An 18,641-nucleotide genomic window follows, 5' to 3' on the forward strand; every position below is an offset into this window, starting at 1 on the left:
CGCGACCAGCCACACTCGGCCCGCAGCCGCCCACAGTGATCAAGCCCTACGGTCCCCCGCCCCCGCGCGGAGCGCCCCGTGCCGATGCGCCAGCGCCTCGTACGACGCCGCCAGAGCCGGTGCGGTCGCCTCGTACGTCCGCTGCGCCACCCCCACGAACAGGCAGTCCACCACCAGCAGCTGACTGGTCCGCGACGACATCGCCGCCGGCCGCAGCTCGCTCTCCCGCGCGGTGGACGTGGTCAGCACGTGGTCGGCGTACTGGGTGACGGGACCGTCGGGGCGGCCGGTGATGGCGATGGTGGTCGCGCCGCGCTCGAAGGCCACCCGCAGCGGTTCGATGACGTCCCCCGTCGAGCCGGAGTGCGTGATCGCGAGGGCCACGTCCCCGGCGCGCAGTTGCACCGCGTTGGTGACGGCGAGGTGCGGATCGCCCGGCGCGTGGGCTATGAGCCCTATGCGCAGCATCTTCTGGGTGAGGTCCTGGGCGACCAGGTTGGAGGCGCCGATGCCGTACACGTCGGTGCGGCGGGCGGCGGCCAGGGCGGCGACGGCCGCGCCGAGCTGGACGGTGTCGAGACCGGCGGCCGTGTCCGCGAGGGTCTGCTGCTCGTCGTAGGCCAGCTTGGCGACCACGTCGGCGATCGGGTCGTCGACCGCGATGTCGGTGGTGATGGCGGGCGCGCGGCCGGACTGCTGCTGGGCGGCGAGCCCGGCGAGCGCGAGGCGCAGGTCGCGGTAGCCGGGGTAGCCGAGCAGCCGGGCGGTGCGCACGACGGTCGCCTCGCTGGTGCCGGTCAGCTCGGCCAGGCCGGTGACCGTGAGGGCCGCGCAGCCGGCCGGGTCGCCCGCGACGGCCTCGGCGACCCGCTGCATGGACCGCGTCATCGACGGCGCCAGGGTGCGGACCTTGGCCGCGAGCGCGGCGGGCGCGGGCGGTGCGCTCCCGCCACCAGTGGCCCGGCGGCCCCCCGAGGCACTGGCGAAAGTTTCCTTCACTTCATCGGTCACTCATGAAAGATATTTTCGTTTCGGTCCGCGGGTCAAGAGTGCGCACAATGGGTGCATGAACCCCATCAGCCCCCTGGAGCAGGCGCTGCACGCCGCGCGCGCCCTCGTGCTCGCCGACCTGGTGGCGGGCGAGGTCGCCGAACCGGACGTCGTGTCGCTGGTCGAGGAGTCCGTCGTGCAGCGGCGCTGGTGGGTCGAGCAGTGGCCGGAGGGTGTGGAGTTCGTGGCCGGGCTGGTCGCGCAGGACGTGCAGGACGCCCTGCTGGAGCGGTACGGCCGCTGGCCGCTGTGCCCGGTGTGCGGCTCCGGCGACCCGCACGCGCTGGACGTCGAACCCGAGCTGGGACCCGACCCGCACTGGGTGTGCGGCAAGGCCGGCGTGAAGGTCGCGGCGGTCGGCTCGCTGGGCGCGGCCTCCGGCGGTGCCGCGTCGTGAGGACCCTCCGGTGACCGTCTACATCGACCCGCCGACCTGGCCGGGCCACGGCCGCCTCTGGTCGCACCTGGTCAGCGACGTCTCCTACGCCGAACTGCACGCCTTCGCCGAGGCCCTGGGCGTGCCGCGCCGCGCCTTCGAACGCGACCACTACGACCTGCCCGACCGGCGGTACGCCGACGCCGTGTCCGCCGGTGCGCTGGAGGTCAGCAGCCGCGAGGTGGTGCGGCTGCTGCACGGGGCGGGACTGCGCCGCCGCAAGGGCGCTTCCCGCTCCGCCGCCCCGGGTGCTCAGCGGCGCAGCTCGTAGACGAACTGCCCGCCGCCCTCGCCCTCGCCCCCGTCGCCGTCCTCCGCGCCGTCCCCGGTGATCCGGACGAACCCGGCGCGGGCGATGACGGCCTGCGACGCGGTGTTCTCCGGCTCGGTCGTCGCGCGCACGGAGGTCACCGCCTCCCGGCCCAGCGCCCAGTCGGTCAGCGCGCGCAGTCCCTCGGTCGCGTAGCCGTTGCCCCGGGCCGCTGCGGCGAGGTCGTAGCCGATCTCCACCCGGCCCTTCTCGTCCGGCACCCCGTGGAAGCCGATGCCGCCGACCGCGCGCCCGTCCTCGCGCCGGACCAGGACGAAGACCCCCCACACCGGGCGGTGGACCCCCGTCTCGTAGGCCTTCACCAGCATTCCGGCGGCGTCCCGGGTGCCCTGGTAGGGCCCGCCGTCGATCCACGCGAAGCCGCCGTCGCCGCCCGCGGCGAGGTCGGTGGCGGCGGCGGGCGTGAGGCCCTGGAGGGTGAGCCGCTCGGCCGGGACCACCAGGTTGTTGCGCCAGCGCCACTCGGTGACCGGGGCCCGTCCGGGCAGGTCGCCGCGGCCGGTGGCCCACAGCAGGGTGCGCCAGGGGTCGGCGTCGGGCCGGACGTGCGGGAAGAGCCGGGCGAGGAGGTCCGCGCACCGCTCGGCGGGCGGTTCGTAGGTCAGCCCGAGGCCTTCGGCGATGTCGTGCGTGTGCAGGAGCACCTCGGTGATCCCCATCGCCGCGAAGCCCTCGCGGTCCGCGCTGCGGAAGGGGTACGGGTGGAAGGCCCGGACCTCGCGCGGGGTGGTGCGGAGGGTGGCGGCGAGCAGCGCGCCGGTCGTCTCGATCACCTGGAGCACGTCCTCGTTGCCGGTGCCCTCGTCCAGGGTGATCTCGAACGGCACGTACGCCTCGGTGGCGCGTCCGGCGAGCTGCCCGGCGTAGGCGAGGAGGTCGCTCGCGACGTGCTCCGCCGTGTACCGGCAGTCCCAGTCGAGCCGTCCGGCCCGGGTCGCGCGCCAGTCCCGGTCCGTCGCCGTGCGCAGCAGCGCCACGGCGCCCGCGACGGCCTCTTCCACCTGTTCCCCGCCCAGTGTTCGCATGCGGGGCAGGCTAGGCGCCGGGGGTGTCCGGGAGCGACAGCATTTCCAGCTCGCCGGTGAGGTTGTGGCGGGCGGTCGCCTCCCACTCCCGCCGTCCGTGCGGGGTGTGGAACAGGCTGGGCAGGCCGAGGAGTTGGCGCAGGATCGCGGCCCGGCCCGCGCGGAAGGCGTCGTTCGGGACGAAGTGGTACTCCTCGCGGACGGCCGCCGTGTACGCCGCGTACGCCGACGGCGGCGAGGCGAGGACCGCCAGGTCCGCGTCGCACAGCACCTGCCCGTCGCGGTCGTCGGCGGCCGGGGCGTGGGTCTCGGTGAGCCGGACCAGCCGGGCCACCTCGGCGGTCCGCTCCGCCGGGACCCCGGCCTCGGGCAGCGCGCGCTCGGCGAGCCGGGCCGAGCGCTCCTCGTTCTCCGACCGCTCGGGCAGGTAGACGGCGTCGTGGAACCAGGCGGCGAGGCGTACGGCGTCCACGTCGTCGGCGTGCTCCGCCAGGACGTCGATGTGATCCAGGACCGCGGTGAGGTGCGCGAGGGTGTGATAGCGCCGCTGGGGCTCCTGCCAGCGGGCGAGCAGGTTGTCGGCGTACGGCGCGGGGTCGGGGACGGCCCGCGTGCCGGGCGCGGCACCGGGGGCGGCGGCTCCCGCGAGGGCGCGGGCGAAGCGGGAACGAAGGGCGGCGAGGGCGGCGGACTCGGCGGGACCGGTGCGGGCGGGCATGGGCGCATTCTCCCAGATAATGTTCGTGATAGCTTCTAACCGACCTGTGGGAATCCCGGCCGGTCGGGCCGGACGAGAGCCGAAAGGCGGCGGACGGACCATGCCGGAGGCGCGCACCAGCACCCCGCGCGAGCGGTACCGCACCCAGGTGCGCGCGGAGATCAAGGAACACGCCTGGGAGCAGATCGCCGCGGCGGGCGCCTCCGCGCTCTCCCTGAACGCGATCGCCAAGCGGATGGGCATGAGCGGGCCCGCGCTCTACCGCTACTTCGACGGGCGCGACGAGCTGATCACGGAACTCATCCGGGACGCCTACCGCAGCCAGGCCGACACCTTCCGGGCGGCCGCCGACGCCGGTGCCGACCTGGCCGGTCTCGCGCACGCCCTGCGCGCCTGGGCCCTGGACGACCCGCAGCGCTACTTCCTCATCTTCGGCACCCCCGTCCCCGGCTACCGGGCGCCCGACGACATCACCGGGATCGCCGCCGAGACCATGGCGGTCATCGTCGGCGTCTGTGCCGCGCTGCCGCCCGCACCGCCCTCGGACGGCACCGCCGACGCGTTCGACGCGCACCTCGAGGGCCACCGGCAGTGGGCGGGCGACCACCCGGCGCCCGCCCCGGTGCTCCACCGCGCCCTGTCCTTCTGGTCCCGGCTGCACGGCGTCCTCTCCCTGGAACTCGCCGGCCAGTACACCGGCATGGGTTTCGACCCGGCCCTTCTCTTCGACGCCGAACTGAAGGACCTGCTGGGCCCCTAACGTGGAGTCCATGACGACTCCCGCAGACCAGCACGACGTACGCGACCCCGAGCTGCCCGGCCGGCTGCTGACCCTCGAACGCGACGCACTGGTGCCCCTGCTGCGCTCCCGCCCGGACGCGGACTTCGCGCTGCCGGTGGCCGCGTGCCCGGGCTGGACCGTGCGCGACGTCCTGGCGCACTGCTCCAGCGCCCTGATCCGGGTGGTGGAGCGGCGCTTCGAGAAGGGCGTCTTCTCGCCCGAGTCCAACGACCGGGACATCGCCGAACGCGCCGACTGGACCCACGCCCGCGTCGTCGACGAACTGGAACGCGGCATGACCGGGGCGGGCGGGGTGATCGCCCGGTCGGACGGCAGGCTGGACGCCGTCGCCCTGGGCGAGTGGGTGCACGCCGGTGACGTACGGGTGGCCTTCGGCGAGCCGGGGGCGTACGCGGGGCGCGGGCTGCCGGAGGCGCTCGCGCTGCTCGGCTCGATCACCCGGGCGCGCGGCCACGTGCCGCTCCACGCCGACCTGGACGACCTCGACGAGCCCCTGAAGCTGGGCGAGGCCAGCGGCGAGCGGCCGCCGGGCCGCTACATCGGCGACGGCCCCACCCTCGTACGGCTCTACGCGGGCCGCCCGCTGGACGGAGCGGCGGGCTACGAGCTGGCCGGGGTGGAGGCCAAGGAGCTGAACATCTTCGGCGGCTGAGCGGCGACGCGGGGGCCCGGGCCCGCCGTCGGGCGCGTAGTCTTGGATTGGACTAGACCTGTAGCAGGCCGACGAATGGGGTCCCATGAGCAAGCGTGCAGTCCTGGAGGTGATCGCCCTCGACGCCGAGGACGCGGTCGCCGCCCAGGCCGGAGGCGCGGATCGCCTCGAACTGGTCACCGACATGGCGGCCGACGGACTCACCCCGTCGGCCTCGACCGTCGCCGCGATCCGCGCCGCCGTCGACATCGACGTACGGGTGATGCTGCGGCTCGCGGACGGCTTCGCCGCCGGTGACGTCGAGCGGCTGACACGCGTCGCCGGTGAGCTGCGGGAGGCCGGGGCCACGCAGTTCGTGCTGGGGTTCCTGGACGCGGAGGGCGACGTGGACCTCGGGGCGGTGGAGCAGATCGCCAAGGTGCTGGACGGGTGCCGGTGGACGTTCCACCGCGCGATCGACCGGGCCGCGGACCGGGACGCGCTGCGCAAGCAGCTCGCGGACTTCCCGGGCCTCGACACGTATCTGACGGCCGGGGCGGCCGGGGGCGTCGACGAGGGCCTGAGCGTGCTGCTCGCCGAGGCGCGGCGGCGCGGTGAGCCGGGGTACGAGCAGCAGTTGCTGGTGGGCGGCGGACTGCGGCTCGACCACGTGCCGGGGCTGCTGGACGCGGGGATCGACGGGTTCCACATCGGCGGGGCGGCGCGGCCCGCGGGGTGGGACGGGCCGGTGTCGGCGGACGCGGTTGCGGAGTGGCGGCGAGTGTTGGGCGCGTAGCCGCCCCCCTCCAGCTGCGGGCAGTCGTGCCGCTGGGGCGGCACAGGTGGGCGCAGCGGCACCCGGCCGGCGCCGGCCGGCGTCCTCCCGTACCTCGGCGCACGACTGAACGCAGCTGGAGGGGTCAGGCCAGCTGCGGCGGCAACCCCGTGGCGTGGGTCACGATCAGGCCCGAGACCGCTCGGGTCAGCGCCACGTACAGGCGGCGCAGCCCCGTCCGTTCGTCCGGCTCGCCGTCGACCACGGCCCGCGGCTCGTCCAGGACCACGTAGTCGTACTCCAGGCCCTTGGCCAGCGAGGCCGGTACCAGGGTCAGCCGGGTGGCGTGCGTGGTCTCCTCGCCGGGCCCGACGTGGCCGATCCCGGCCGCCGCCAGGGCCGCCGCCAGCTCCGGCACCCGCGCGTCGGCGGCGATGAGGCCGACCGAGCCCTCCCGTTCCAGCAGCTCACGGCAGGCGGACACCACGTCGCCAGGGCCCGCGTCGGCGGCCGTACGGATGTCGAAGAAGCCCGGGTTCTCGCGGATCGACGCGACCGGCGTCAGACCCGGCGCGATGTGCGGCAGCAGCCGGGACGCGTAGGCGATGACGTCCGTCGGGACACGGAAACCGGCCGTCAGCTCCTCGACCACCGCCTCGCCCTTGCCCAGGTGCCCCAGCGCCTGAGCCCAGCTCCGGGTCGCCCACGGCGTGGTGCCCTGCGCCAGGTCGCCGAGGACGGTCGCCGAGCCGGTGGTGCAGCGTCGGCCCACCGCGCGGTACTGCATCGGGGACAGGTCCTGCGCCTCGTCGAGGACCACGTGCCCGAGGGAGTGGGTGCGCTCGATCAGGTCGGTGGCCTCGTCGATCAGCACGGCGTCGGCCGGTGACCACCTGGCGGACTTCACCGAGCGGGCCGGCTTCGCCCACAGCACCGCCTTCTGCTCGTCCCCGGTCAGGACCCCCTCGGCGTGCTCGGCGAGGAAGTCCGCGTCGGCGAGCAGGCGCAGGACCAGCCTGGCGGGGTCGACCTGCGGCCAGACCGACTTCACCAGCGCCTTCACGGCCGCGTTGCGCGCCACCGCGTTCTGCACCCGGTCGTCCGGCGCCTCGCCCGCCCGCTCCATCTGCACCAGCACGGCGTGCGCGATCCGCTGCGGCAGCGCCTCGCGGGCGGCGCCGTAGCGGATGCCGCGGGCGAGCAGCTCGCGGACGATCTCCTCCAGCTCGTACACCGGCACCCGCCAGCGGCGCGAGCCGCGCACCACGACGACGCCCTCGGCGGGCGGGACGACGTGGGAGTAGAGGGCCCGGCGCAGCACCTCCGCCATCCGCGCGTCGCCCTTGAGCACCGCCGTCGCGGCCTCGTCCGTGCCGCGCACCTCGACGTGGGCCACCAGGTCGTCGACGGTCGCCTGGCGCACCGTCAGCTCGCCGAGGGCCGGCAGGACCTGCTCGATGTAGTGCAGGAAGGACCGGTTCGGGCCGATGACCAGCGTGCCGGTGCGGGCCAGGCGCTCGCGGTGCGCGTACAGCAGGTAGGCGACCCGGTGCAGGCCGACCGCGGTCTTCCCGGTACCGGGACCGCCCTGCACGCAGACCGAGCCGGCCAGGCCGGCGCGCACGATCTCGTCCTGCTCGGGCTGGATGGTCGCCACGATGTCCCGCATCGGTCCGACGCGGGGCCGCTCGATCTCCTGCTGGAGCAGCCTGCTGGTGGCCGCCGCCTCGGCCGGGTCGAGGAGGTGCTCGTCCTCGTACGCGGTCAGGTCCCCGGCGGTGTAGCCGAAGCGGCGGCGCAGCGAGACGTCCTGCGGGTCCTTCTTCGACGCCCGGTAGAACGGCTGCGAGACCGGCGCCCGCCAGTCGATCACCATCGGGTCGCCGTCCGCGTCGTGGACGTGCCGCCGCCCGACGTAGAAGCGTTCCCCTTCGCCGCCCTCGGCCCGTTCGGCCCCCGGGGCGTGCAGGTAGTCGAGGCGGCCGAAGAAGAGCGGGGTCTCGCTGAGGTCGGCGAGCGCCTTGATGCGCTGCTCGATCTGCGCCTCCAGCACCGCGGCGTTGACCCAGTTCGCGGTCACGTCGGTGATGTCGAGGGACTCGACGTCCTCGCGCATGGCGCGCAGCGCGGAACGGGACGCGGCCAGGTGGGAGCGTTCCCTGGAGAGGGGGTCGTCGTGGACGGGAGTGGACAAGGGGGTGCCTCCGGTCGACCTGCGGTGTGGTGGGCGCGCTGTCGGCGCGCGACGAACCGACCGGTTTCCGTCCGGACGGCAGCACTCCGTGGGGAGGCGGGCAAGAGCGGAGATTCTAGGGGAGTGGGGGAGGTGCGGGCCAACCGTTTTCCGCCGCCCGGTGTTCGACCCCTAGGGGATCGTGTCATCCGCGCTGGGGGACGCGCTCCCTCCACGGTCGTAGCGGAGGGGGCGGGGATTGGGTCCGAAGACCGATGCCGGGCGGGGGTGCGCAGTCGCACCATGGAGACATGAGCGCAGCAACCATCTCCCCCGCCCCGGCACCGGGCCGCGCGTCCGGTGCCACGCCCGTGGCCGGCAGCCACCGGCACCGGCTCGGCGACGCGGTGCGCGCCGTGCGGGTGTTCGCGGGCGCCGCCTTCGACGTCGTCATCCTCGGTGAGTACGGCGAGGAGGCCGGCGTCCGCCGCCGGTGACCCTCCCGACCGGGCCGCCGCCCACCCGGCGCCCGGTCTGAGTACCCGACGCGCGCCGGTTGAGTACCCGCGCCGGTGTGCGGGGACCGGCTGCGCGCCTTGACTGGCCGTATGACCTCACCGCCCCTCGCGACGGCCCCGCCCCGCACCCCGCGCGTCCCCGCCCCGACCGACCCGGACCGGCGTGCCTGGGTGGCGCCGACGGCCGCCACGCTGGCCCTGGTGCTCCTGGTCCCGCCGGCGCTGCTCTTCGGCATGCTGTCGCCGATGGCCACCGACAGTTGCGGGCCGGACTCCTGCTCGAAGGCGCTGACGACCACGCTCACCCTGATCATGGTCCTCCTGGTCCCCGGCGGGCTCGTCACCTTTGTCACCTGGTGCACCGCCTGGCTGCTCCCGAGGACGCAGCGCTGGTCGGTGCCGCGCGCCCTGCTGGCGACCGTCTCGGTGCTGCCGCCGCTGTGCCTGCTGCTGCTGGTGTTCACGCTCCCCGCCGGATGACCGACCGGCACCGGTCGGCTCAGCTGCCCTCCGCCAGGACGTCGTCCGCGTCCATGATCCGGTAGGCGTAGCCCTGTTCCGCCAGGAAGCGCTGGCGGTGGGCGGCGAAGTCCTGGTCGAGGGTGTCGCGGGCGACGACCGAGTAGAAGTGTGCCTGGTGGCCGTCAGCCTTCGGGCGCAGCACCCGGCCCAGACGCTGGGCCTCCTCCTGCCGCGACCCGAACGTGCCCGACACCTGGATGGCGACCGTCGCCTCCGGCAGGTCGATCGAGAAGTTCGCGACCTTCGACACGACGAGCACGCTGATCTCGCCCTGCCGGAAGGAGTCGAAGAGCTTCTCCCGCTGGGCGTTGGACGTCTCGCCCTTGATGACCGGCGCGCCCAGGTGCTCGCCCAGCTCGTCCAGCTGGTCGATGTACTGGCCGATGACGAGGATCTGCTGCCCGGCGAACCGCCGCACGATCGCCTCCGTCACCTTCCGCTTGGTGTCGGTCGTCGCGCAGAAGCGGTACTTCTCCTCCGTCTCGGCGGTGGCGTACGCGAGCCGCTCCGAGTCGGTGAGGTTGACCCGGACCTCCACGCAGTCGGCGGGCGCGATGTAGCCCTGCGCCTCGATCTCCTTCCACGGCGCGTCGAACCGCTTCGGCCCGATCAGCGAGAACACGTCCGACTCGCGGCCGTCCTCGCGCACCAGGGTCGCGGTCAGGCCGAGGCGGCGCCGGGCCTGGAGGTCGGCGGTGAACTTGAAGACCGGCGCGGGCAGCAGGTGCACCTCGTCGTAGACGATCAGACCCCAGTCCCGGGAGTCGAACAGCTCCAGGTGCGGGTAGACGCCCTTCCGCCGGGTCGTCAGCACCTGGTACGTGGCGATGGTGACCGGCCGGATCTCCTTGCGGGTGCCGCTGTACTCGCCGATCTCGTCATCGGTCAGCGAGGTGCGCTTCACCAGCTCGTGCTTCCACTGCCGGGCGGAGACGGTGTTGGTGACCAGGATCAGCGTCGTCGACCTGGCCTGCGCCATCGCGCCCGCGCCGACCAGCGTCTTGCCCGCGCCGCAGGGGAGCACGACGACACCGCTGCCGCCGTGCCAGAAGTTCTCCACCGCCTGCTGCTGGTACGGGCGCAGCGCCCAGCCGTCCTCGGCCAGGTCGATCGGGTGCGCCTCGCCGTCGACGTACCCGGCGAGGTCCTCGGCCGGCCAGCCCAGCTTCAGCAGCGTCTGCTTGATCTGCCCGCGCTCGGAGGGGTGCACGGCCACCGTGTCGGCGTCGATGCGGGTGCCGACCAGCGGCGCGATCCGCTTCGACTTGAGCACCTCTTCGAGCACCGGGCGGTCGGTGGTCGTCAGGACCAGACCGTGCGCCGGGTGCTTGGAGAGGGTGAGGCGGCCGTAGCGGTCCATCGTCTCGGCGATGTCGACGAGCAGCGCGTGCGGCACCGGGTAACGGCTGTACTCGACGAGCGCGTCCACGACCTGCTCGGCGTCGTGGCCCGCCGCCCGCGCGTTCCACAGGCCCAGCGGCGTCACCCGGTAGGTGTGGATGTGCTCCGGCGCCCGCTCCAGTTCGGCGAAGGGCGCGATGGCCCGACGGCAGTCGGCGGCCTGCTCGTGGTCGACTTCCAGGAGCAGGGTCTTGTCGGACTGGACGATCAGCGGACCATTCACGGGCGGCACCCTCTCGCGTGCGTACAGCCGGTCGCGACTGGACGGACCGGCCAAACGTCAAGTGTGCCTGATCGCGGGGCCGGGCCTACGGGAGAGCGATGCTGACGTCGTTGATCAGCGGCCCCTCCAGTGCGGCGGCCTCCGGTGCGGCGGTCTCCAGTGCGGAGGCCTTCGGGGCGAGCGCGCCGAACAGCGCCGCCGCGGTGATCAGCGCGGCCACGGAGACGGCGACGGCGGACCGGGCGGTGGGGTGGGCGTTGGCGGAGAGGGGGTCGTCGGTCCTGTCGCGCATGGGAGGCCTTTCGGAGGTGCCGGGGGGACGGCGGGCCGGGCCGGGGGACCTGGACCCGGCCCGCCGCTGGGTCGAGGACGGGGGCCGGGTCAGAGGGTGAGGCCCCCGCCGAGGTCGATGCCGACCGCGGCGGCCTCGGCGGTGAACGCGGCGACCAGCGTCGCGGTGGAGGCCAGGACGGTGGCGAGACGGCGAACTGCAGTGCGCATCGGGCTCTTCCTTTCGCTTCGGTGCGGGACACCCGGTGGCTGCCCGAGCCCCGACGACTCGATGCGGTTTATGAAAAAAGCTCCCTCTCAGGTGCGAATCACCCGGCGTGGCGTGCATGGATCACGCCGTACACCCGAAAGAGCGGCACCGTCCGCGACGCCCGCTCAGCCCCCGTCGTCGGCCAGCTCGGCCACGCCCGTGATCCGGTGCAGCGGATAGGTGCGCACCTCGTCCGCCGTGTGGTCGTACGCCGTGACGAAGCCGCCCTCGACCCGGATCGGCGCGATCACGCGCTGGCTGGCGGCACCCTCGGCGTTCACGTAGCCGATCCACAGCGCCTCACCGGTCAGGACCGCCGCCTGCATCGTGGCCAGCGTCTCCGCGGCGCCCGTGCGCGGCAGCGCGCCGTCCGGCACCGGGCCCTCGCCGCCCTCCCCGCCGCCGGGGCCCGGCTTGCGCGGAGTCGTGGCGGCCAGGTCACCGGCGCGCACGGCCCGGACCGCCGCCGACAGGAGTGTGTCGTCGGGGGCCGGGGGACCGTCCGGGACCGGCTCGGGCGCCGCCCGCGGCGGGGTGCGGTGCGAGTCCGCGCGGGCGATCAGCACGTCACCCGCGGCCGATTCGGCGGCCGGCGCGAACCCGATCGCACGCAGCCCCTCCAGGAGCGCCGCCGGGTCGGCCTGCGCCGCCAGCACGGTGGGCGCCAGCCGGCGCAGGCCCAGCCCGGCGGCCCGCTTGTCGGCGAGGATCTCGTCCAGCGTCGCGTCGTCGTCGCAGCGCACGTACGCCGAGGCCGCGCCCACCCGCAGCCGCCCGTGCCGTCGGGCCACGTCGTCGATCAGATACGTCAGGGGCTGCGGCACCGGCGTACGGGAGTGCCGGGCGAGGAACGCGTGCAGGTCGGCGGCGCTCTGCCCGGCGTCCAGCGCACGGCGCACCGAGCCCGGCGTGAACCGGTAGACGGTCGCCCCGCCCTTGGACTCCACGTCCGCGAGCACCCCCAGCACGTCGGCAAGCCCGCGCTCCAGCGGCCCCGGCGCCACCGCCGTCAGGTCGGCCTGGAGCAGCACGTGGTCCAGCGGCTCGGGGAAGAGCGGTGCCAGCAGCCGGGCGGCGGCCGCGGTGGCGGCGGCCCGTTCGGCGGCGGTCGGGGGAGCGGCTGCCGGCGGCATGCGGTGGTGGTGGACGGGGAGCTTGGCGCCCGGCCCCTCGGGCTCCGACTCCTGCGTCTCCGCCGCCGGCCGGGGTGCCTCGGGGGCGCCGATCAGGGCCCGCCCCGGCGCCGCCAGCGCACCGCGCCCGGTGACGCCCAGCAGCTCGGCCTCGGACAGCGTCCACCGGGCGATCCGGCCGCGCAGATCCTCGTCCCGCGCGCTCCCCGCCTCACGCTGCTCCCCCCGCGGGCCGCGCGGGGGGCGCTCCCAGCGCAACCGGGCCAGCACCGACTCCTCGACGGGCGACGCGCCCTCGGGCAGCCTCGCCAGCAGGGCCAGCACCCGGTGCCGCACCTCCGGCGCCGCCGAACGGTCCAGGTTCGGGCCCAGCGCCGAGAGCGTGCGGTCCTTCGCGTCCCGCCCGCCGACCACGCCCGGCGTCCGGGTGGCCGTCAGCCACACCGCCGCGAGGTGCGCCCAGCGCTCGGCCGGCGGCAGCTCGCGCCACTCGTCGTACGCCGGGGTCGCCGCGTACCGCTCGTCGGCCTCGCCGTCGGAGGCGATCAGTCCGGCGCCGTGGGCCAGCTCGACCCAGAACGCCGCGACCGGCTCCGGCACGTCCAGGGCGACCGCGGTCCGCTTCAGGTCGCGCACGCTCAGACCGCCCGCCCGCAGCACCGCCGGGCCGCCCTCGTCCCACTCCTTCAGCAGCTCCGCCACGGTCGCCAGCGCCGCCAGGGCCTGCCCGGCCGCGGTGGCGTCCACAACCTGTGGACGGTGCGACGCGGCCGCCTCCACCGGCGGCGGCACCGGCTCAGGCGTACGGTGCGCGCGGCCCGCGCGCAGATGCAGGGCCACCTCGCGGGGCAGCACGACCGTGCCGGGCGCGGTCGGCAGCAGCAGGCCCCGGTCGAGGAGGGCCCGCAGGTGCGCGGCGGGATCGTGGGTGACCTGGCCGTACGGCGGCCCCCACAGCAGCCGGGCCAGCACCTCCCGCGACTCCCCGGGCAGCTCGGCGAGCAGCGCCGCCATCCGCCGCCGGTCGGCGAACAGGGTGCCGAGCGCGGACACGGCGGAGACCGAGTCGTGGGTCGAGGGCAGGCCGACGGCGGTGAGGATCTCCTGGATCCGGCCCGGCGACATCCCCGCCGTCGCCTCCCGCACGGTCGGGCCGAGCCCCGTCGGGGACGGGTGCTGCGGGGACGGCGCGAGCAGCTCACGGGCGGTGCGCACCAGCCGCAGCCGGTCGTCGGCGCCCCACACCAGCGCCTGCTCGCGCAGCAGGGCGGCGGCCCGGGGCAGCGCCGCCGCGACGACGGGATCCTCCTCGTCGCCGCCCATCAGGGCGAGCAGCTCGCCGTACGACGCCGGGTCCGGCGCCACGGCCAGCGCCTCGGCCGTCTGGAGCGCGAACCGGTCCAGCCGCTCCAGCGCCCGCACGACCGAGGCACGGGTGCCGGCACGGGTGGCGAGCTGGGTGAGGTCGGTCGGCACGGGGGTGATGAGGTCGGGACGGCTGCGCAGGAGGGCGGCCAGCGAGACGTCGTCCCTGACGCGGAGCGCCTCCGCCAGGGACCGGGGGGCCGCGGACTTCTCCTCGGTGCTCATCCTGCCCACGTTAGCGGGTGGGTGCGACGGCGGAGGGGTGTGTGCGCGGGCGCGGTGCCGTCGGCCGGACGCGGAGGATTCGGTACCTTCGTCCGACGGGGTACGACGGATACCGCAACGCACCGCCCCGGAGGGGAACGTGGGGATCGAGAGCGACCAGGTCGTCTTCGAGTATCTGAGCCGTGTCGGCGACGTGGCCCAGCAGCGGCAGCTGCCGTCGGCCACCCGCATGCGGCTGGTGTCGGAGCTGCGCAACGAGATCGACCGGCACCGGGCGAAGACCACCGTGGACAGTCCCGCCGCCGTCCGCCGCATCCTGGACCGGCTCGGCGAGCCCGACGACGTCGTCACCGCGGCGGGCGGCACCAGCGGCGTACGGGACCAGGCGCCGGCCCCCACCGCCGTGCCCGAGCAGCGGGACCCCGGACCCCGCGACACCGGGCGGCGCAAGGGCCGGCGCCGCCCCGCACCCGAACCCCCGGCCGACCGTCCGGCCGCCTCCCCGCCCCACCTGGCGAGCGCGGGGGAACTGGGCGACGTGGGCGAGGGCCGGCCGGACTGGTGGCGGGTCGACGACGGCCCCTTCGTCGGCGCGGGCCTCGGCGACAGCGTCCCCGGGTTCGTCGGCGGCGTCGAGATCCCGGAGCTGCTCAGGAAGCCGCCGGGTGCGCCGGACGAGGTGGACGACCCGGAGAAGCGGGACACCACCGGGCCAAAGGCCCCCCTGGAGGAGACCGACGAGCCCGCCGCCGTGCCCGCCGGGAAGCGGGAGGGCCGCCGCCTGCCCCGCCTGTGGCCCGAGGGCGGCTGGAACAACCCCCTCCTCCTGCTCGCCGCGGCCCTCCTGCTCGCCGGCGCGGTGCTCGGCAACCTCGTCCCCCTGGGCCTGGGCTGGCTGATCGCCTACCTCTCCCGCCGGCTGACCCCGGCCCAGTCGAAGTGGGCCGTCCTGGGCCTGCCCGGCACGGTCGCCGCAGCCGGTGCCGTCTGGCTGTGGGGCCGCACCCAGAAGCGCTGGGGCGACGAGATCACCGAGGGCCACCTGAACGAGGCCGTCGCCGACACCTGGCCCTGGGTCCTACGCGGCGCCGCCGTAGCCACCGCCCTCTACCTCCTCTGGCGGGCCCGCCGCCCCCGGAGCTGACGGCCCTCGGGGCTGACCGCCCCCGAGGCAGAGCCCTCGACGATGGCCGCCTCGAGGCTGCTCCCCGAGGCCGGCCGCCCGGGGGCTGGCCGCCCCGAGGTGAGCCTCCCGACGCTGGCCGCCCCGGGGCTGCCCCTGAGGCCGACCGCCCTGGAGGCCACCGCCCCGGAGGCTGCCCCCCCTGAGGTCGACTGCACCGCGGCCCCCCGAGGTGAGCCTCCCGACGCTGGCCGCCCCGGGGCTGCCCCTGAGGCCGACCGCCCTGGAGGCTGACCGCCCCCCCCGAGGTCGACTGCACCGCGGCTTCCCCCCCGAGGTCTGCTGCCCTGGAGACTGACCGCCCGGGGGCTGGCCACCTCGAGGTAGAGCGCCCGAGGCTGCCCCCCGGAGGCTGACCGCCCTGGGGGGTTGGCCACACGGGGGCTGACGGCCTTTGGGGCTGATCGCCCCGAGGCAGAGCGCCCCGACACTGACCGCCCGGGGGGCTGACCGCCATGACGCCGGCCGCCCCGGAGGCTGCCCCCCGGAGCCAGCCGTCCCGGAGGCCCCCGTGTCGGCCGCCCCGGGGCAGAGCGCCACCGTGGCCGACGGGTCCCGCCGACGGCCCGGCACAATGGGTGCCATGTCCTCCTCGACCCGCCCCGCGCCCACCGTCGGCTTCGATCTCGACATGACGCTGATCGACTCACGGCCCGGCATCCGCGCCTGCTACCTCGAACTGAGCGCGCGCACGGGGACGTACGTCGACGCCGACCTGGCCGTCACCCGGCTCGGACCCCCGCTGGCCGAGGAACTGGCCCACTGGTTCCCCGCCGAGGAGATCGAGGCCGTCGCCGACCTGTACCGGGAGATCTACCCGGCGTACGCGATCGAGCCGACCCTCGCGCTGCCCGGCGCCCGCGAGGCGGTGGCCGCCGTGCGCGAGGCCGGCGGGCGGGCGCTCGTCGTCACCGCCAAGTACGAGCCGAACGCCAAGCTGCACCTGGCGCACCTCGGCATCGAGCCGGACGCCGTCATCGGCGGACTGTGGGCCGAGCAGAAGGCCGTCGCGCTGCGCGAGCACGACGCGGACGTCTACGTCGGCGACCACGTCGGCGACGTACGCGGAGCCCGCGCCGCCGGGGCCCGCTCGGTGGCCGTGGCGAGCGGGCCGTGCGACGCCGGAGAGCTGCGCGCGGCGGGTGCCGACGTGGTCCTTGCCGACCTCACCGCGCTCCCGGAGTGGCTCGCGGCCTACCGGGACGGCGAGGGCGACACCGAGGGACTCGACGCGGCCCGCGCCTGACGCCGCCCGGCGGCGATCGACCGCAGCACCCCGGCACCGGCGACCAGGAAGCCCACTCCCATCAGCATGCTCAGCCCGAACATGTAGGTGGGAAACGGCGTCGTGCCCAGCAGCAGCGGGGCCACCGTGACCAGAGTGGCCACGGCGCCGACGAAGAAGACGATCGCACCGGCGCGGATCAACCGGTCACCGGGCGCGGCGGAATTCGTTTGGGTTTGTTCACGCACCCGACCAGGGTAGTTCCCAGGTCTGGAGAACAGCCGGGGGACGTCTTGTCACCCGCCCGATCACCATTAGCCTGGGTACCGGCGGGTCAGGACGACCCGCCCAAGTGCTATCAAGAGCCGTTTCCGAGCATATTTCCGAGCAGTTTTCCCGACGAGTACGAGGACGAGGACAGACGTGCCTACCGGCAAGGTCAAGTGGTTCAACAGCGAGAAGGGCTTCGGCTTTCTCTCCCGTGACGACGGCGGTGACGTCTTCGTCCATTCCTCGGTCCTCCCTGCCGGAGTCGAGAGCCTGAAGCCGGGACAGCGCGTCGAGTTCGGTGTCGTCGCCGGGCAGCGCGGAGACCAGGCCCTGTCGCTCGCCCTCCTCGACCCGGCCCCCTCGGTCGCGGCCGCGCAGCGCAAGAAGCCGGACGAGCTGGCCTCGATCGTGCAGGACCTGACGACGCTCCTGGAGAACATCACGCCGATGCTGGAGCGCGGCCGCTATCCCGAGAAGACGGCCGGCAAGAAGATCGCCGGGCTGCTCCGCGCGGTCGCGGACCAGCTCGACGTCTGATCCACCCCCTGGGTCAGGGGAACGCCAGCGCGTCCGGACCGAGGGCCGGTACGAGGCCCTCGGCCGCCGCGCGGGTCAGCAGGCCCCGGATCGCCGCGTAGCCGTCCTCGCCGAGGTCGGCGGTGAACTCGTTGACGTACAGCCCGATGTGCTGGTCGGCGACGGCCGGGTCCATCTCCTGCGCGTGCTCCATGACGTACGGCCGGGACGCCTCCGGGTCGTCCCAGGCCGCGCGGACCGAGCGGCGGACGGCGTCGGCGAGGCGGTTCAGCGTGTCCGCGCCCAGCGAGCGCTTCGCGATGATCGCGCCGAGCGGGATCGGCAGCCCGGTGGTGTGCTCCCAGTGCTCGCCCATGTCGGCGAGCTTGTGCAGCCCGTAGTTCTGGTACGTGAAACGCGCCTCGTGGATCACCAGGCCCGCGTCCACCTTCCCGTCCCGCACGGCCGGCATGATCTCGTGGAACGGCATGACGACGATCTCGCCGACCCCGCCGGGCACCGTGTCCGCCGCCCACAGGCGGAAGAGCAGGTAGGCGGTGGAGGTCTCGCTGGGGACGGCGACGGTGCGGCCCCGCAGGTCGGCGTCGGCCTCCCGGGTCAGCACCAGCGGACCGCAGCCCCGGCCCAGCGCGCCGCCGCAGGGCAGCAGGGCCCAGTCGTCGAGGACGTACGGCAGCACGGCGTACGACACCTTCAGCACGTCCAGCTCGCCGCGCTCGGCCATGCCGTTGGTGATGTCGATGTCCGCGAAGGTCACGTCGAGAGCGGGGGCGCCGGGGACGCGGCCGTGGGCCAGGGCGTCGAAGACGAAGGTGTCGTTCGGGCAGGGGGAGTACGCGATGTGCAGGGTGTCAGCGCTCATGCGGTTTCCAACTCTCGAGGACGGGTGCGAGCTTCCCGAAGCCGTCCGTCAGCGCCGCCAGCGCCTCGCCGATGCGCCAGGCGGCGCGGTCGCGCGGGCCGACCGGGTTGGAGACCGCGCGCAGTTCCAGCACCGGCACGCCGTGCGCGGCGGCGGCCTCGGCGACGCCGAAGCCCTCCATCGCCTCGGCCAGCGCGCCCGGGTGGCGTTGGCGCAGCAGGCCGGCGCGGGCCGCGGTGCCGGTGACGGTGGACCCGGTCAGGACGGTGCCGGGGCGGGCGCCGGTCGCCTCGGCGGCGGCGCGGACCAGTGGGGCCGGCGGGTGGTGGGTGACGGTGCCGAAGCCCAGGTCGGTGACCGGGAGGAAGCCGTCGGCGGTCTCCGCGCCCAGGTCGGCGGCGGTGATCGCGTCGGCCACGACGAGTGAGCCGACCGGCGCGTCGGGGACGAAGCCGCCGCCGATGCCGGTCGAGACGACCAGGTCGTACGGCGTGCCGTCGAGGGCCGCGGCGGTCAGGGCGGCGGCCGTGGAGGCGGCGGCGCGGGCCGGGCCGACCCCGGCGGCCAGCAGGTCCCAGCCGCCCGGCAGCCGGTGCAGGACGATCCCGGGAAGGGGCGCCTCCGCGCCCGGCGCCGGGAACGCCCGGGCCACCGCGTCCCGTTCGGCGGGGACCGCGGTGGCCACGAGGAGGTGC

Annotated in this window: 20 protein-coding genes; 10 read left to right on the forward strand and 10 right to left on the reverse strand. The window is 75.0% G+C overall.

The genetic code is table 11. The features are described 5' to 3' along the window. Nucleotides 1-39: 39 nt before the first annotated feature. Nucleotides 40-1,011, reverse strand: coding sequence for a MurR/RpiR family transcriptional regulator (locus tag OHA99_RS20915; protein WP_228126188.1), 972 nt, complete (start codon nucleotides 1,009-1,011; stop codon nucleotides 40-42). 55 nt (nucleotides 1,012-1,066) lie between these two features. Here OHA99_RS20915 and OHA99_RS20920 point away from each other — a divergent pair, with 55 nt between their 5' ends. Further along, nucleotides 1,067-1,447, forward strand: coding sequence for a hypothetical protein (locus OHA99_RS20920; RefSeq protein ID WP_007450759.1), 381 nt, complete (start codon nucleotides 1,067-1,069; stop codon nucleotides 1,445-1,447). 10 nt (nucleotides 1,448-1,457) lie between these two features. Continuing rightward, nucleotides 1,458-1,757, forward strand: a complete 300-nt coding sequence (locus OHA99_RS20925) for a DUF4031 domain-containing protein (RefSeq protein ID WP_153179271.1) — start codon at nucleotides 1,458-1,460, stop codon at nucleotides 1,755-1,757. Here the strand turns inward: OHA99_RS20925 and OHA99_RS20930 are convergent. Next, nucleotides 1,739-2,842, reverse strand: coding sequence for a GNAT family N-acetyltransferase (locus tag OHA99_RS20930; protein ID WP_366472236.1), 1,104 nt, complete (start codon nucleotides 2,840-2,842; stop codon nucleotides 1,739-1,741). The two genes, OHA99_RS20925 and OHA99_RS20930, sit on opposite strands and share 19 nt — an antisense overlap. Before the next feature lie 10 nt (nucleotides 2,843-2,852). Then, entirely contained in the window at nucleotides 2,853-3,560 is a 708-nt protein-coding gene (locus OHA99_RS20935) for a hypothetical protein (RefSeq protein WP_194280037.1), read from the reverse strand. 100 nt (nucleotides 3,561-3,660) lie between these two features. On the opposite strand from OHA99_RS20935, the gene OHA99_RS20940 reads away from it, so the two are divergent. The 3 genes from OHA99_RS20940 to OHA99_RS20950 all read left to right on the forward strand — a co-directional run bounded on the left by OHA99_RS20940 (nucleotide 3,661) and on the right by OHA99_RS20950 (nucleotide 5,789). Further along, nucleotides 3,661-4,320 carry a TetR/AcrR family transcriptional regulator gene (locus OHA99_RS20940; protein ID WP_153179273.1) on the forward strand — a complete coding sequence of 220 codons (660 nt, stop codon included), beginning with the start codon at nucleotides 3,661-3,663 and terminating at the stop codon, nucleotides 4,318-4,320. A 10-nt stretch (nucleotides 4,321-4,330) separates the two neighbouring features. Next, nucleotides 4,331-5,014, forward strand: a complete 684-nt coding sequence (locus OHA99_RS20945; RefSeq protein WP_153179274.1) for a maleylpyruvate isomerase family mycothiol-dependent enzyme — start codon at nucleotides 4,331-4,333, stop codon at nucleotides 5,012-5,014. An 85-nt stretch (nucleotides 5,015-5,099) separates the two neighbouring features. Further along, a complete protein-coding gene (locus OHA99_RS20950) occupies nucleotides 5,100-5,789 on the forward strand; it encodes a copper homeostasis protein CutC (protein ID WP_087790511.1) in 690 nt (229 codons plus the stop codon). 124 nt (nucleotides 5,790-5,913) lie between these two features. On the opposite strand, the gene OHA99_RS20955 is transcribed toward OHA99_RS20950, so the two are convergent. Then, complete coding sequence (locus OHA99_RS20955; protein WP_405697203.1) at nucleotides 5,914-7,962, reverse strand: HelD family protein; 2,049 nt, start codon at nucleotides 7,960-7,962, stop codon at nucleotides 5,914-5,916. A gap of 290 nt (nucleotides 7,963-8,252) precedes the next feature. On the opposite strand from OHA99_RS20955, the gene OHA99_RS20960 reads away from it, so the two are divergent. Then, complete coding sequence (locus OHA99_RS20960) at nucleotides 8,253-8,438, forward strand: hypothetical protein (protein WP_007390268.1); 186 nt, start codon at nucleotides 8,253-8,255, stop codon at nucleotides 8,436-8,438. A 111-nt stretch (nucleotides 8,439-8,549) separates the two neighbouring features. Next, on the forward strand, nucleotides 8,550-8,939 hold the full coding sequence (locus tag OHA99_RS20965; RefSeq protein ID WP_165685632.1) for a hypothetical protein: 390 nt from the start codon (nucleotides 8,550-8,552) through the stop codon (nucleotides 8,937-8,939). 19 nt (nucleotides 8,940-8,958) lie between these two features. Here OHA99_RS20965 and OHA99_RS20970 read toward each other — a convergent pair whose 3' ends face one another. From OHA99_RS20970 to OHA99_RS20980, 3 genes are all read right to left on the reverse strand, one after another. Beyond that, entirely contained in the window at nucleotides 8,959-10,605 is a 1,647-nt protein-coding gene (locus OHA99_RS20970) for a DNA repair helicase XPB (protein WP_405697206.1), read from the reverse strand. An 85-nt stretch (nucleotides 10,606-10,690) separates the two neighbouring features. Further along, nucleotides 10,691-10,897, reverse strand: coding sequence for a hypothetical protein (locus tag OHA99_RS20975; RefSeq protein ID WP_405697208.1), 207 nt, complete (start codon nucleotides 10,895-10,897; stop codon nucleotides 10,691-10,693). Between the two features lie 374 nt (nucleotides 10,898-11,271). Further along, nucleotides 11,272-13,869, reverse strand: coding sequence for a helicase-associated domain-containing protein (locus OHA99_RS20980; RefSeq protein ID WP_405697210.1), 2,598 nt, complete (start codon nucleotides 13,867-13,869; stop codon nucleotides 11,272-11,274). A 139-nt stretch (nucleotides 13,870-14,008) separates the two neighbouring features. On the opposite strand from OHA99_RS20980, the gene OHA99_RS20985 reads away from it, so the two are divergent. Next, on the forward strand, nucleotides 14,009-15,013 hold the full coding sequence (locus OHA99_RS20985; RefSeq protein ID WP_153179280.1) for a hypothetical protein: 1,005 nt from the start codon (nucleotides 14,009-14,011) through the stop codon (nucleotides 15,011-15,013). Between the two features lie 622 nt (nucleotides 15,014-15,635). Next, nucleotides 15,636-16,298 (forward strand): HAD family hydrolase, encoded by a 663-nt coding sequence (locus tag OHA99_RS20990; RefSeq protein ID WP_405697212.1) that lies wholly within the window; start codon nucleotides 15,636-15,638, stop codon nucleotides 16,296-16,298. Here OHA99_RS20990 and OHA99_RS20995 read toward each other — a convergent pair. Beyond that, nucleotides 16,247-16,525 carry a hypothetical protein gene (locus OHA99_RS20995; RefSeq protein ID WP_153179282.1) on the reverse strand — a complete coding sequence of 93 codons (279 nt, stop codon included), beginning with the start codon at nucleotides 16,523-16,525 and terminating at the stop codon, nucleotides 16,247-16,249. The genes OHA99_RS20990 and OHA99_RS20995 overlap by 52 nt on opposite strands. 175 nt (nucleotides 16,526-16,700) lie before the next feature. On the opposite strand from OHA99_RS20995, the gene OHA99_RS21000 reads away from it, so the two are divergent. Beyond that, nucleotides 16,701-17,084: a cold-shock protein gene (locus OHA99_RS21000; protein ID WP_003974650.1), complete on the forward strand. Its 384-nt coding sequence runs from the start codon at nucleotides 16,701-16,703 to the stop codon at nucleotides 17,082-17,084. Nucleotides 17,085-17,097: 13 nt separating this feature from the next. On the opposite strand, the gene OHA99_RS21005 is transcribed toward OHA99_RS21000, so the two are convergent. Next, nucleotides 17,098-17,946, reverse strand: coding sequence for a 1,4-dihydroxy-6-naphthoate synthase (locus OHA99_RS21005; protein ID WP_153179283.1), 849 nt, complete (start codon nucleotides 17,944-17,946; stop codon nucleotides 17,098-17,100). Beyond that, nucleotides 17,936-18,631, reverse strand: coding sequence for a futalosine hydrolase (locus tag OHA99_RS21010; RefSeq protein WP_194280038.1), 696 nt, complete (start codon nucleotides 18,629-18,631; stop codon nucleotides 17,936-17,938). Before OHA99_RS21010 ends, OHA99_RS21005 begins: the two co-directional genes overlap by 11 nt. Nucleotides 18,632-18,641 lie beyond the last annotated feature (10 nt).

It is taken from the genome of Streptomyces coelicoflavus, assembly GCF_045041415.1.
GTDB lineage: Bacteria > Actinomycetota > Actinomycetes > Streptomycetales > Streptomycetaceae > Streptomyces > Streptomyces coelicoflavus.